The sequence below is a fragment of the Bradyrhizobium daqingense genome (genome assembly GCF_021044685.1).
In the GTDB taxonomy this organism is placed as follows: Bacteria; Pseudomonadota; Alphaproteobacteria; order Rhizobiales; family Xanthobacteraceae; genus Bradyrhizobium; species Bradyrhizobium daqingense.
This window is the reverse complement of sequence record NZ_CP088014.1, coordinates 3817265-3830258: the sequence shown is the minus strand read 5'-3', so window position 1 is coordinate 3830258 and position 12994 is coordinate 3817265. Positions and strand designations below refer to the sequence as shown.

11 protein-coding genes are annotated in these 12994 nt (G+C 65.0%); 6 read left to right on the top strand and 5 right to left on the bottom strand.

Annotation, left to right across the window (positions count from 1 at the left end; all coding sequences use genetic code 11):
• Nucleotide 1: 1 nt before the first annotated feature.
• Entirely contained in the window at nucleotides 2-640 is a 639-nt protein-coding gene (locus tag LPJ38_RS18160) for an NrsF family protein (protein WP_145627661.1), read from the bottom strand.
• A gap of 2 nt (nucleotides 641-642) precedes the next feature.
• Nucleotides 643-1188, bottom strand: a complete 546-nt coding sequence (locus LPJ38_RS18155; RefSeq protein WP_145627664.1) for a sigma-70 family RNA polymerase sigma factor — start codon at nucleotides 1186-1188, stop codon at nucleotides 643-645.
• Nucleotides 1189-1474: 286 nt separating this feature from the next.
• On the opposite strand from LPJ38_RS18155, the gene LPJ38_RS18150 reads away from it, so the two are divergent.
• The 5 genes from LPJ38_RS18150 (at nucleotide 1475) to LPJ38_RS18125 (ending at nucleotide 6677) form a co-directional block, all read left to right on the top strand.
• On the top strand, nucleotides 1475-2152 hold the full coding sequence (locus LPJ38_RS18150) for a hypothetical protein (RefSeq protein WP_145627666.1): 678 nt from the start codon (nucleotides 1475-1477) through the stop codon (nucleotides 2150-2152).
• 105 nt (nucleotides 2153-2257) lie between these two features.
• The gene (locus tag LPJ38_RS18145) at nucleotides 2258-3037 is read left to right on the top strand and encodes an enoyl-CoA hydratase (RefSeq protein ID WP_145627668.1); all 780 of its coding nucleotides are present in this window, start codon (nucleotides 2258-2260) and stop codon (nucleotides 3035-3037) included.
• A 221-nt stretch (nucleotides 3038-3258) separates the two neighbouring features.
• The gene (locus LPJ38_RS18140; RefSeq protein ID WP_167520191.1) at nucleotides 3259-4656 is read left to right on the top strand and encodes a TolC family outer membrane protein; all 1398 of its coding nucleotides are present in this window, start codon (nucleotides 3259-3261) and stop codon (nucleotides 4654-4656) included.
• A gap of 389 nt (nucleotides 4657-5045) precedes the next feature.
• Nucleotides 5046-5396, top strand: coding sequence for an addiction module antidote protein (locus LPJ38_RS18130; protein ID WP_145627673.1), 351 nt, complete (start codon nucleotides 5046-5048; stop codon nucleotides 5394-5396).
• A 318-nt stretch (nucleotides 5397-5714) separates the two neighbouring features.
• A complete protein-coding gene (locus tag LPJ38_RS18125; protein ID WP_145627675.1) occupies nucleotides 5715-6677 on the top strand; it encodes an amidohydrolase family protein in 963 nt (320 codons plus the stop codon).
• Between the two features lie 3 nt (nucleotides 6678-6680).
• Here the strand turns inward: LPJ38_RS18125 and LPJ38_RS18120 are convergent, their stop codons facing one another.
• From LPJ38_RS18120 to LPJ38_RS18110, 3 genes are all read right to left on the bottom strand, one after another.
• Nucleotides 6681-9797, bottom strand: coding sequence for an efflux RND transporter permease subunit (locus LPJ38_RS18120; protein ID WP_145627677.1), 3117 nt, complete (start codon nucleotides 9795-9797; stop codon nucleotides 6681-6683).
• 29 nt (nucleotides 9798-9826) lie between these two features.
• Complete coding sequence (locus LPJ38_RS18115; protein WP_145627680.1) at nucleotides 9827-11071, bottom strand: efflux RND transporter periplasmic adaptor subunit; 1245 nt, start codon at nucleotides 11069-11071, stop codon at nucleotides 9827-9829.
• Nucleotides 11072-11211: 140 nt separating this feature from the next.
• The gene (locus LPJ38_RS18110) at nucleotides 11212-12630 is read right to left on the bottom strand and encodes a CoA transferase (protein ID WP_145627682.1); all 1419 of its coding nucleotides are present in this window, start codon (nucleotides 12628-12630) and stop codon (nucleotides 11212-11214) included.
• Between the two features lie 56 nt (nucleotides 12631-12686).
• Here LPJ38_RS18110 and LPJ38_RS18105 point away from each other — a divergent pair, with 56 nt between their 5' ends.
• The gene (locus tag LPJ38_RS18105) at nucleotides 12687-12974 is read left to right on the top strand and encodes a hypothetical protein (protein ID WP_145627684.1); all 288 of its coding nucleotides are present in this window, start codon (nucleotides 12687-12689) and stop codon (nucleotides 12972-12974) included.
• The last annotated feature ends 20 nt before the right edge of the window (nucleotides 12975-12994 follow it).

Sequence of the window (12994 nt, the reverse complement as noted above, 5' to 3'; positions counted from 1 at the left end):
GTCAGTATCTCAAGACTTTCGAGCCGGCCAACGCGCCGACCGCCGTGACGATCGCGGTCGCGAGCGTGTACCAGGTCGCGACGAACAGCGGGGAATCGTCGGTGCAGTGCGAGGCGTAGAGCGTCGCGGCGAGCCCGGCCGACACCAGGCCCGCGAGCGCACCGGCGAGCGCGGGACGCGACGGCGCGCCGTGGCGCAGGCCAAACAGCGCCCCAGCCAGCAGCGGCAGCGACATTGCGGGGATCGCGACCAGGCACACCCTCGAGTTCTTGCCCATCATGCGCATCGTCATCGGCATGGCCGGCGCCATCATCATCTCGCCGCCGATCGCGACCGCGAGCAGGCCGACGGGAAGCAGCAAGAGCCAGCCCCAGCCGCGCAGCAGCGCCTCGGGCCGCGACAGATGCAGGCTGACGATGATGGCGGGAATCGCGAGCGAGAGCGTCACCGCGAATTTCATGTCGAAGAACGGATTGCCCATCGCGCTCATCACGTCGGACCGTATGCCGAGGAAGGTCGCGAAGATCAGGATCGAAAGCGGCGCGGCTACGAGCAGCCCCGTGGTCAGCACAGCGCCGACGCGCGGGGCGCGATGGACGTTGTCGGCCGCGAGCGAGCGAATGAGTTGATCGGTATCCATGACTACTGGTCCCGCAGTTTGGCCGTCAGCGCGGCTAGTCCGCGATGCAGCGCGACCCGCACCGCGCCTTCGCTCATCGCAAACTTTGCCGCCGTATCCTTGATCGAGGCGGCCTCGACCGCGATCGACTGCAACACGTCGCGCTGGCGCTGCGGCAGACTGCTGAGCTGCGCGGCGACCTCGCCGGCCGAGGCCGTCTCCTGCGGCGCCTCGCCCGGCAGCGTCTCGGCGAAATCGTCGATATTGACGAAGACACGCCTGCCGCGCCGCCGCAGCGCATCGATCAACTTGTTGCGGGCGATCGCGAACAGCCAGGGCGCGAACGGGGCTTCGCTGTCCCAGGTGTGCCGCTTCAGATGCACCGCCAACAAAATCTCCTGCACGATATCCTCGGCTTGATCGGGAGGCTGGCCGGCCCGCGCCAGCCCACGCCTCGCAGCGGCGCGCAGCACCGGCGTGACCGCCTTCAACAGACGATGGTAGGCCGCATCATCGCCTGCCATGGCCGACCGCATCAGGCCGGTCCATTCGTCCTCACGTCCGCGCACGCGCGCCCCTCACCATGCAATTCGGCCACTCGTTCAATTTGTTACGCAGGCCGCCACGAGTTCACGAATTCGTGATCAACCTGCTGCCACCGTCCGATACGGCCGTGGGAATCCGGGACGGCTCATAACACCGATTAATCCTCTCCGCACCGGCCCGGCGCGCAGGGGCGGCTTGCCCCGTTTTTGTCCGGCGTGGCCCGAAGATTCCCATTTTCTGCCCCGCTGTCGTCACGCCTCAGGGTCTCTGTTCGTTCTTGGGACGGGCGGAATTGGGGAGATCGTCAACATGATCAAAGCCAGCGGGCGTGCGGCCCTCATTGTTGCGGCCGGCCTTTTCTTGCTGCTTGGCGGCGTTGCACAGGCGGAGCCGAGCTCAACCGGCAAATCGGACAGCGCGGGCAAGCAGGTCGACACGGCCAAGCCGAGTAAGCAGCGGCGCCACGAGTCGCGCCGTACCGGCGATGGCAAGACGGCGCAGAAGTCCGGCGACAGGGCCGACAAGCAGGACGCCGCGGCAAAGGCCGACGAAACCAAGCTTGAGAATAAGGCGAACAACGATGTGCCGGCCTCCGGCCAGATGCCGCCGGACGTCGCCAACGCCCATGCGCAGCTCGCAGCCGCCGAGACGCCGACCGCGGCGGCGGCCTCCGCGATGACGGGCCGTGCCAATGACAACGTCCAGGCAGCGGCCGATGATACCGCCAATGGTGCCGCCTCGAACGCCGAGCCCCAGGTGGTGGCGCCCGATCAGCTCAACGACATCGACCGCGCCGTGCAACAGGACAACCCGCCGGCCCAGAAGACTGTTATCGCCGCAACCGCAGCGCAGCCGCGCCCCGCGCCAGTGATGGCGAGCAGCCAGCAGAGCTCGGCCTGGGACCAGAGCTCCCTGATCGGCAAGATCTTCATCGGCGTCGGGACGCTGCTGACGCTGGCCTCGGCGGCACGCATGTTCATGGCCTGATTGCCAGTTCCACCAGAGGCGCGCTCGCGCGTCCTGGACCGGCCCCCTTGAAGCCCACCGCGCCAGCGGGCACATTGCCCGCCCAATCAAAAGCGTGGGTGGAGCATGAGCACGTTCGAACACATCATCGTCGAAAGCGTCGGCGCGGTCGGCATCATCAAGCTGAACCGGCCGAAGATGCTCAACGCGCTTTCTTTCGGCGTCTTCCGCGAGATTGCGGCCGCCGTCGACGACCTCGAGGCCGACGAGGCGATCGGCTGCATCGTCGTGACCGGCAGCGAGAAGGCCTTTGCCGCCGGCGCCGACATCAAGGAGATGCAGCCGAAAGGCTTCATCGACATGTTCTCCGAGGATTTTGCCGCGATCGGCGGCGACCGCATCGCGCGCTGCCGCAAGCCGACCATTGCGGCAGTCGCGGGCTATGCGCTCGGCGGCGGCTGCGAGCTCGCCATGATGTGCGACGTCATCATCGCCGCCGACACCGCAAAGTTCGGCCAGCCCGAAATCACGCTCGGCACCATTCCAGGCATCGGCGGCACCCAGCGTTTGACCCGCGCGATCGGCAAGTCGAAGGCGATGGACCTCTGCCTCACCGGCCGCATGATGGATGCCGCGGAGGCCGAGCGTAGCGGCCTCGTCAGTCGCATCGTGCCGGCTGACAAGCTGATGGACGAGGTGATGGCGGCGGCCGAGAAGATCGCCTCGATGTCGCGCCCTGCCGCCGCGATGGCCAAGGAAGCGGTGAACCGCGCATTCGAGACCACGCTGGCCGAGGGCATGAGCGTCGAGCGCAACCTGTTCCACTCGACCTTCGCGCTGGAGGACCGCTCCGAGGGCATGGCGGCGTTCATTGAGAAGCGCAAGCCGATGAACAAGAACCGGTAGAGGCCCGCCCCGCGGTAAGGCTGGTGTAAGGGCCGTCTCGCTGCCGCGGAACCTCTGTGACGAAGCTGCAACAAGCACGGATTTCATGGGGGTTTCCCCCGCGGCAGTTTGCCTGCGGGACCTGCGCTGGTTAAACAGTTAAGAGGGCCGCCGTCGGCGGGGGCGGACAGGCAGGGTTGCGGGTTTACATGATTGGGCGTGCCGCCAGAGCTGGTCGCGTGATGATGCGGCATCGATCGGGCGTGGCTCCCGTGTTTGCGACATGGGCCACGCTGGCGCTTTCTTGCGCCCTTTCCTCGACGGCGTCGGCAGAAGCCCTGCCCGATGCCCTCGCCAAGGCGTACCAGACCAATCCGCAGCTCAACGCCGAGCGCGCGCGGCAGCGCGCGACCGACGAAAACGTGCCGCAGGCCCTCGCCGGCTACCGCCCGCAGATCGTGGCCAGCCTCAGCGCCGGCCTGCAATCGGTGCGCAATCTGCTGCCCGACAACACCATCCAGACCGCCAATCTGAAGCCATGGATCATCGGCGTCACCGTGACGCAGACTCTGTTCAACGGCTTCCGCACCGCCAACAGCGTGCGCGCCGCCGAACTCCAGGTGCAGTCGGGTCGCGAGGCGCTCCGCAATGTCGGCCAGGGCGTGCTGCTCGATGCGGTCACCGCCTATACCAACGTGCTGGCCAACCAGTCGCTGGTCGAAGCGCAGCGCTCCAACGTCGCCTTCCTGCGCGAAACACTCTCCGTCACCCAGCGCCGCCTCAACGCGGGCGACGTCACGCCGACCGACACCGCCCAGGCCGAAGCGCGCCTCAACCGCGGCCTTGCCGATCTCAACGCCGCCGAAGTCGCGCTCGCCGTCAGCCAGGCCACCTATGCGCAAGTGATCGGCAATGCCCCGTCGCAGCTTCGGCCTGCCGAAGCCGTCGACCGCTATCTGCCGAAGAGTCGCGAAGACGCGATGACGATGGCGATCCGCCAGCATCCGGCGGTGATGGCCGCAGGCTTCGATGTCGATGTCGCCTCCACCAACATCCGCATCGCCGAAGGCACGCTGCTGCCGAGCGCCACCATCCAGGGCAGCGCCAGCAAGAGCCGCAACAACGACCCGACGCTCGGCACCTTCGCCGAAGACCAGGCCTCGATCGTCGCCAACGTCACCGCGCCGATCTACGACGGCGGCCAGGCCGCGGCGATGACGCGCCAAGCCAAGGAAATCACCGCGCAGAGCCGGCTCGTGCTGGATCAGGTGCGCAACCAGGCGCGCACGGCGGCGGTCAGCGCCTGGGTTGCCAATGAAGGCGCCAAGGTCACGGTGTCGGCCTCGGAGTCCGAGGTGAAGGCGGCGACCGTCGCGCTCCAGGGCGTGCAGCGCGAGGCCGCCGGCGGTCAGCGCACGACGGTGGATGTGCTGAACTCGCAGGCGGATTTGATCCAGGCCAAAGCCCGCTTGATCGGAGCGCAGCGCGACCGCGTCATCGCCTCCTACACGCTGCTCAGCGCCATCGGCCATCTCGACGTCAAGACCTTGAACCTGAACACGCCGGACTACCTGCCCGAGGTGCATTACCACCAGGTCCGCGACGCCTGGCATGGCTTGCGGACGCCGTCGGGGCAGTAGAGGTCGCAAGTACCCCTGGGGATCTCACTGCACCTTCTCCGTTTCGGCACATCGCTCCTCTTTGACATTTTGTAGCCCATGGGCTACATTTTCGTCTCTTGATCGAGGTCAGACAAACCGAGCATTTTACGGAGTGGCTGAACCGCCTCAAGGACGCCAGCGCCGTTGCGCGGATCACTGTCCGCATTCGCCGCATGGAGATGGGCAATTCCGGCGACAGCAAAAAGCGTTGGCGGCAATGTCCGAGAAATGCGCATCGACTACGGCCCGGGCTACCGAGTTTACTATTTGCAGCGCGGAACTCGGATCGTGATCCTGCTGTGTGGCGGGGACAAGCGCACGCAGCGGCAAGACGTCAAGCTAGCGCAACAACTAGCGGAGACATTGTGATGCCAAAGGCAGCGAGAACGACGGTCAAATCGGCATCCAGGACGACGCGCTTCGACGCCGCCGACTATCTCGACACGGAGGAACGTCAGGCGGCCTATATCGGCGCCGCGCTGGAGACCGGCGATGCTGATTTCGTGCGTGATGCGCTCCGCCTTGTCGCACGTGCGCGCGGCATGAGCGCGATCGCGAAGAAAGCGGGCTTGAACCGCGAGAGCTTGTATAAGGCTCTCGGAGAGACCGGAAATCCCGAGTTCGGGACGGTCATGCGAATTGTCGGAGCGCTGGGCCTGACATTGTCGACCCAACCCGCGACAAGCGGACGAGTGACAAAGCGCCGCCCGGCCGCCTAAGGAGAGCGCGTGCGACGCCTCGGAACGCCACGATCGCCGTCACGGTCGCCACTTGGTACAGGACGCCTCAGGATGTGAACACGAAAAGCCGCCGCACCACGACAGCGACTATTTCTGGCCTCCGACCGTGTCGCCCTACCAGCCCGAAGTCTCGCCAAGCACGAAGCCTGGCACGCCAGCTTGCCCTGCCTGATCGTGCGCGTCGACGGCTCAAGCCCGGTTGCGATCTTGTTGAGCAGCTATGCTGAGAAGCCAGTCGATTGCCAGGCAGACGTGGTATTGTCTTGGCGCCATAAAAACGATCAGGGGAGAGAAACTATGCTCAGCCGACGCGGCGTCCTCTTTGCCTCCCTTGCCGCCGGAGTAGCCATGACCAGCAAAGCCCATGCCCGCGCGGCACAGCCCGCAACGCCCATCAATTTCGATGTCCCCGCACACGCCTGCGATTGCCACACCCACATCCATGGCGACGTCGAAAAATTTCCGTTCTTCGCCGGGCGCGTCTATACGCCGGAGCCGGCGAGTCCCGAAGAAATGACGGCGCTGCACAAGGCGCTCTATATCGAGCGCGTGGTGATCGTGACGCCGAGCGTCTACGGCACCGACAACTCCTCGACCCTGTTCGGCATGAAGGCCCGCGGCGCGAATGCGCGTGGGGTCGCCGTGATCGACGACAAGACGACGGAGGCCCAGCTCGATGCAATGCATCAGGACGGTTTCCGCGGCATCCGCCTCAATCTCGCGACCGGCGGGGTCAATGATCCCAATGTCGGGCGGCCACGCTTCACCGCCGCGGTCGAACGCATGAAGGCGCGCGGCTGGCACGTGCAGCTCTACACCACACTCGCCATGATCTCGGCGATCAAGGACCTCGTCGAGACGGCGCCGGTGCCCGTCGTGTTCGACCATTTCGGCGGCCTCGAGGCTTCGCTCGGGCTGGAGCAGCCGGGCTTCTCCGATCTCGTCGCGCTCGTCAAATCCGGCAAGGCCTATGTGAAAATCTCGGGCGCCTATCGCTCGTCCAAGCTCCCGCCCGACTATCAGGATATGGTGCCCTATGCCCGCGCATTGATCGCGGCGAATGCGGATCGCATCGTCTGGGGCACCGACTGGCCGCACCCGGATTCGAGCCGCGTCGAGGGACGCAAGCCCACCGACATCGCGCCACTCTATCAGATCGACGACGGCCGCCTGCTCAATCAGCTTCCGGTGTGGGCGCCGGACGCGGATGTGCGCAAAAAGATCCTGGTCGACAATCCGGCGCGGCTCTACGGGTTCTGACGATCAGCGCGCGCGGCGCGAGAAGAACGAGATCAGCACCGGCAGCGTCACCAGGATAACCAGCGGCGCCAGCATCATGCCGGTGACGACCACGACCGCGAGCGGCTTCTGCACCTGCGAGCCGATGCCCTCCGACAGCGCCGCCGGCAACAGACCGATGCCGGCGACGACGCAGGTCATCAGCACCGGCCGAAGCTGCAGCTCGCCGGTACGGATCACCGCGCTCATGCGGTCCATGCCTTCTTCGATGAGCTGGTTGAACTGGGACAGGATGATGATGCCGTCCATCACGGCGATGCCGAACAGTGCGATGAAGCCGATCGCCGCCGAGACGCTGAACGCCGTACCTGATATCAACAGGCCCAGCACGCCGCCGAAGATCGCCATCGGGATCACGCTCATCGCCAGCAGCGTGTCGGTCATCGAGCCGAAGTTGAACCAGAGCAGGACCCCAATCAGCGCCAGCGAGATCGGCACCACGATCGACAGCCGGCGGATCGCGTCCTGCAGATTGCCGAACTCGCCGACCCAATCCATGTGCGAGCCGGGCGGCAGCTGCACCTGCTCGGCGATCTTCTGCTGCGCCTCGCGGATCGCACTGCCGAGATCGCGCTCGCGCACCGAGAACTTGATCGGCAGATAACGCTCCTGCTGCTCGCGATAGATGTAGGCGGCGCCGGAGACGAGGTTGATGTTGGCGACCTCGCTCAAGGGAATCTGCGTGACGGTGCCGTTCGGCCCGGGCGCGCCGATGCGCAGATTGTGGATCGCCTCCGCACTCCTGCGATACTCCGGCGCGAGGCGGACGATGATCGGGAAGTGACGGTCGCTGCCCGGCTCATAGAGATCTCCCGCAGTATCGCCTCCGACCGCGACCTTGATGGTGGCGTTGATGTCGCCGGGCGATAGGCCGTAGCGGGCGGCCTTGGCGCGGTCGATGTCGATCTGGATGGTCGGCTGCCCGAGCGAGGTGAACACCGCAAGGTCCGTGACGCCCTGCACGGTCGCAAGCACCGACTTGATCTTGTTCGCGGTGTCGGTCAGCGCCTGGAGATCGCTGCCGAACAGCTTGATCGAGTTCTCGCCCTTCACGCCCGAGACGGCCTCTGAGACGTTGTCCTGGAGATATTGCGAGAAGTTGAACTCGACGCCGGGAAAGCGATCGTCGAGCTGCTTGAGCAGCTCCGCGGTCAGCTCTTCCTTGTCGCGCGTGCCGGGCCACTGGCTCACGGGCTTGAGCGGCGCAAAGAACTCGGCATTGAAGAAGCCGGCTGCATCCGTGCCGTCGTCGGGACGGCCGTGCTGCGACACGACGGACTCGACCTCGGGCCGGGCGCGGATGATCTTGCGCATCTCGTTGACGTAGGTGTTGCCTTCTTGAAGCGAGATGGTCGGCGGCAGCGTGGCGCGGATCCAGAGATTGCCCTCCTCCAGCTTCGGCAGGAATTCGAGGCCGAGCAGCCGGCTGAGCGCCACCGTTAGCAGCACGAGGCCGACGGTGCCGCCGAGCACGATCTTGCGGTTGGCGACTGCCCAATGCAGCAACGGAGAATATATCCGGTGCAGGAACTGCATGACGCGGGTCTCCGTCTCCTCGACATGCGCCGGCAGGATGATCGCAGACAGCGCCGGCGTGACGGTGAACGTCGCAAGCAGCCCGCCGGCCAGTGCATAGGCGTAGGTGCGGGCCATCGGCCCGAAGATGTTGCCCTCGACGCCGGAGAGCGTGAACAGCGGCAGGAAGGCCGCGATGATGATCGCCGCAGCGAAGAAGATCGATCGCGAGACGTCGGCGGCCGCGCTGAGGATGGCGTGGCTCTTCATGCCGAACAGCGTCTCTGACGACATCTGCTCGGCATCCGACATCGGCGTCGTCTGCGTCAGGCGGCGGAAGATCGCCTCCACCATGATGACCGTGCCGTCCACGATCAGGCCGAAATCGATCGCGCCGACCGACAGCAGATTGGCCGATTCCCCGCGAAGCACCAGGATGATCACCGCGAAGAACAGCGCGAACGGAATGGTGGCGCCGACGATCAACGCGCTGCGGAGATCGCCGAGGAAGATCCATTGCAGCAGCACGATCAGCAGAATGCCGACGACCATGTTGTGCAGCACGGTGTGGGTGGTGAGGTCGATCAGGTCCTTGCGGTCGTAGATGCGCTCGATGCGCACGCCGGGCGGCAGGATGGACGAATTGTTGATCTGCTGGACGAGTTGCTCGACCCGTTTGATGGTGGGCGTGCTCTGCTCGCCGCGGCGCATCAGGACGATACCCTGCACGATGTCGTCGGCATCATCGAGACCGGCGATGCCGAGACGCGGCTTCTGACCGACCGTGACCGTTGCGACGTCCTTCACCAGCACCGGATTGCCGCCGGTCTGCGCCACCATGGTGTTGGCGAGGTCGTCGATCGAGCGGATCAGGCCGACGCCGCGGACCACGGCCGATTGCTGGCCGATGTTGACGGTGTTGCCGCCGACGTTGACGTTGGAGTTGCCGACCGCCTGGAGCAATTGCGGCAGCGTCAGGCCATTGGCAACCAGCTTGTTGAAGTCGACCTGGATCTCGTAGGTCTTGCTCCGGCCGCCCCATCCGGTGACGTCGATGACGCCGGGCACGGCGCGGAAGCGGCGCTGCAGGATCCAGTCCTGGATGGTCTTGAGGTCGAGCACACTGTAATTCGGTGGCCCCACCAGGCGATAGCGGAAGATCTCGCCGATCGGACTGAGTGGCGAGATCTGCGGCTGCACGTTGCCCGGCAACGGCGCGAGCTGCGCCAGCCGGTTCAGCACCTGCTGCTGCGCCTCGTCATAGGTGTAGGCGAAGGAGAACTGGATTTTGACGTCGGAAAGGCCGTACAGCGAGATGGTGCGGATGGTCGTGACGTTCTTCAGGCCCGCGACCTGGGTCTCGATCGGGATCGTGATGTAGCGCTCGATCTCCTCCGCCGACAGGCCGGGGCTCTGCGTCACGATGTCGACCATCGGCGGGGTGGGGTCGGGATAGGCCTCGATATTGAGCCGGTTGAACGCGATCACGCCGCCGATCAAGACAGCGACGAACATGCCGACCATCAGGAAGCGCCGGTTGACGGCAAGAGCGACGAGACGATCCATTCAGGTCTTCAATTTTCTTGGGTCGTCGATCAGCTGCCGGATGCCGCGCGGTCGATGAACAGGCTGCCTTTGGTGACGATCTGCTCGCCGGGATTCAGATTGCTGGTGACCTCGACGAGGTTGCCGTTGATGAGGCCGGTCTTGATCTGACGCAGCTCGACAGATTTGTCGTCCCGCGCGACCCAGATGCGGACCTTGTCGGCTTCATAGATCAAAGCCTGTTTCGGCACCGCCGGCGCGGCACGGTCGCCGGCCGAATAGATCGTGACGTTGGCGAACATCTCCGGCTTGAGCAGGCCGTCCTTGTTGTCGATGGTGGCGCGGACCAGGAGACGGCGGGTGCTTGGGTCGATCGCAGCGGCGACATAGTTGATCCTGGCCGTCAGCGGTCGGCCGGGCAATGCCATGACGTTGACGCCGATGTCCTGGCCGATGCAGATCGCAGCTGCATCGCTCTCGCGCACGAACGCCGTCAGCCAGACCGTGGAGAGGTCGCCAATCACGAAGACCGGATCGCTGGCTCCGGAGCTGACATATTGGCCGGGACCGATCTTGCGCTGCACGACGGTGCCCGAAATCGGCGAATAGATCGTGATCTCCGGATTGATGGTGCCCTTTTCCTGGAATGCCGTGATGGTCTCGTCGGTAAAGCCGAGGATGCGCAGCTTGCTGCGCGCGGCTTCCAGGGCCGTCCCTGAGGAGCGCATGTCGTTTCGCGCCTGGACCTGAGTCGCTTCCGCCTGCTGATAGTCCTTCAGCGGAATGGCATGGCCTTCATAAAGATCCTTGGCGCGCTTGAACTGGATGTCGGAGAGCTCGAGCGCAGACCTCGCCTTGTTCTGCGAGGTCATCGCGGCGATGAAATCGTTCTGGGCCTGCACCGTGTCGGCGGCTTCGATCGTGAACAGCGGTTGGCCTTGCTTCAACATCTCGCCCGGCTTGGCGAGCAGCTTGGTGACCCGGCCTGCATAAGGGGAAAACACCGGCGTGGAGCGATCCTCGTCGACCGCGACCTTGCCCTCGGTGACATACTCGGCCCGGAAGCTCTTGGCCTTGACCGGCTCGATCGTCAGCGTCGCCCATTCCGACGGCGTGGGCGTGAAGGTCTGGGCATTCTTCCGCGACTGGCTCGAAATCTCGGAATGCTTCTTTGGCTTGGCTCCCGAATATGGGAAGCCGTAGGCCGCGGCACCGGCAACAGCCAGTAAAACTACGGAAGCGATCATCCGTCGTTTTGTAAACACCTGCAATCTCTTGGTATTTTCAACCACCATCGAGCCCGGTCGTTTCTGCGACGATCTCGGCAAATGACTGCCTCATCGATCGCGCTAATAGTGCCGAATTCTGATTTCAAACAACCTAAAAAACGCAAGACACCTCGCAGTTGGCGTTAAAAGTTTGCGACGTGTCAGCTTCATGTCAGCTTTTGCACCGGCCACTGTGCCGGATGACTGCCGAGCGGCATCGCCCGACGGCTCCATTGCGCCGGCGTCGTCGACAGCAGCGCCGAATGGCGCACCGCCTTCAACATACCGAAGCCAGATGACATGCGTTCGATGAACGCAGCATGTACGGCCTCGCTCGTGAGATCCAGGGTGTTCAGCCCGCCGTCGAGCCGGCCGAGATTCCACAGCCATCGCCCGGTCTGCGCCAGCGATACGCGCACGTGCCAGCTGCCGCCTTCGCGGGCCTGACGCGCCTTGGCCATCATGGCGCCGAATGCCATTAGATAACCCGTGGCGTGGTCGAGCATCTGCGCCGGCAATTCCTTGGGACCGTCGATGCCGGCAGCCAGTCCTTCGGCATGGTTGAAGCCGGTCGTGGTCTGCACCAGCGAGTCGAAGCCGCGCCGCTCCGCCCAGGGGCCGGCATGGCCGTAGGCAGACAGCGTCACATAGACGATGCCCGGATTGATTTTCGCGGCGTCCTCGGGCGCGAAGCCGAGAGCAGCAAGCGCACCCGGGCGATAGCCTTGCGAAAAGATCTCAGCGTCCTGCAATAGCGCACGCAGTTGCGCCCTGCCCGCCTCGCCCTTCAGCTCGATGAAGGTTGTAAGCTTGCCGCGGCCAGTGTCGATGGTGAGCCAGTCGATCGCGGGCAGCTCGGGGCCTGATACCAGCAGCACGTCTGCGCCGTGCGCGGCGAGCGTTCGGCCCGCGACGGGACCGGCGATGACACGTGAGAGATCGAGCACGCGCAGGCCTGCGAGCGGGCGGTCACTGTTCGATGATCTTTGCGGCCACGGTTTTGGCGCGGCCTCGCCGATCTTCTCGATCGAGATCAGCGGCAATTGCACGAGCGCATGCGCTTGCGGCGATGCAGACCATTCGTCGTAGCTGCGCATCAAAGCAACCACGCCGCCCGCGGCGTAAGCCGCAGTCTCGAAATCCTCGCCCTTCCATCGCATCAGTGCGGCCTGCACCTTTTCGCGCTCCGGCTCGCAGCCGAGCACCCCGCAGACGGCGTCGCGATGATGCGGAAAATTGGTGTGACAGCGCACGAAGCGGTCATCGCCCGTCCTGTAGACGCCGGCGATGGCATCCCAGGCCGGCGGCGGCGGCTTGTCGTCGAGGCGGAGGTATCGCTCCGAACGGCATTCGGCGACGGCATGGCGGATGTCGACGGAGACGTCCTGCGCCTCGCCGCTGCGCAGCCGCCAGATCTCGGCGGCGGCGAGGCCAGCAGCAGCGATCATCGTTTGTCCGGCGACCGCGACGCGAAACGAGGACGGGATCTGCGGCTCCTCGCCCGTCAGCCGTACGCGGTCGAGCGCGGCCGCGTCGCCACCGACGGAGGTCCAGATCTCCCTGAGAATGCCGGCGGGACTTTGCATGGCCGCTTCTCTCCCTTAGTTTTTTGCGACCATCCATTAGCACATAAGGGAACGCAATGGCCGCCATCGATCCCCTCACCGCAGGTGCCGTGTTCATCGCAACGGCTGCCACCGACGCAGTCTATGTCATGTTCACCTCGGCCGTGATCGCGCGCAAGCGCATCCCGGCGGCGAACTGGAGCGCGATCTGGTACATGCTCTCCTCCTACGCGGTGATCAGCTATACCGACAACCCCTTCTATGTCGCTTTCGCGGCGATCGGCTCCTGGGCCGGCGCCTACGTCTCACTGACCTACCTGCACCGCCCGCCCGGCGGCCCGCCGGTGGGGGCGGCACCGGAGTGAGGATTGCGCGCCTCTCTCTC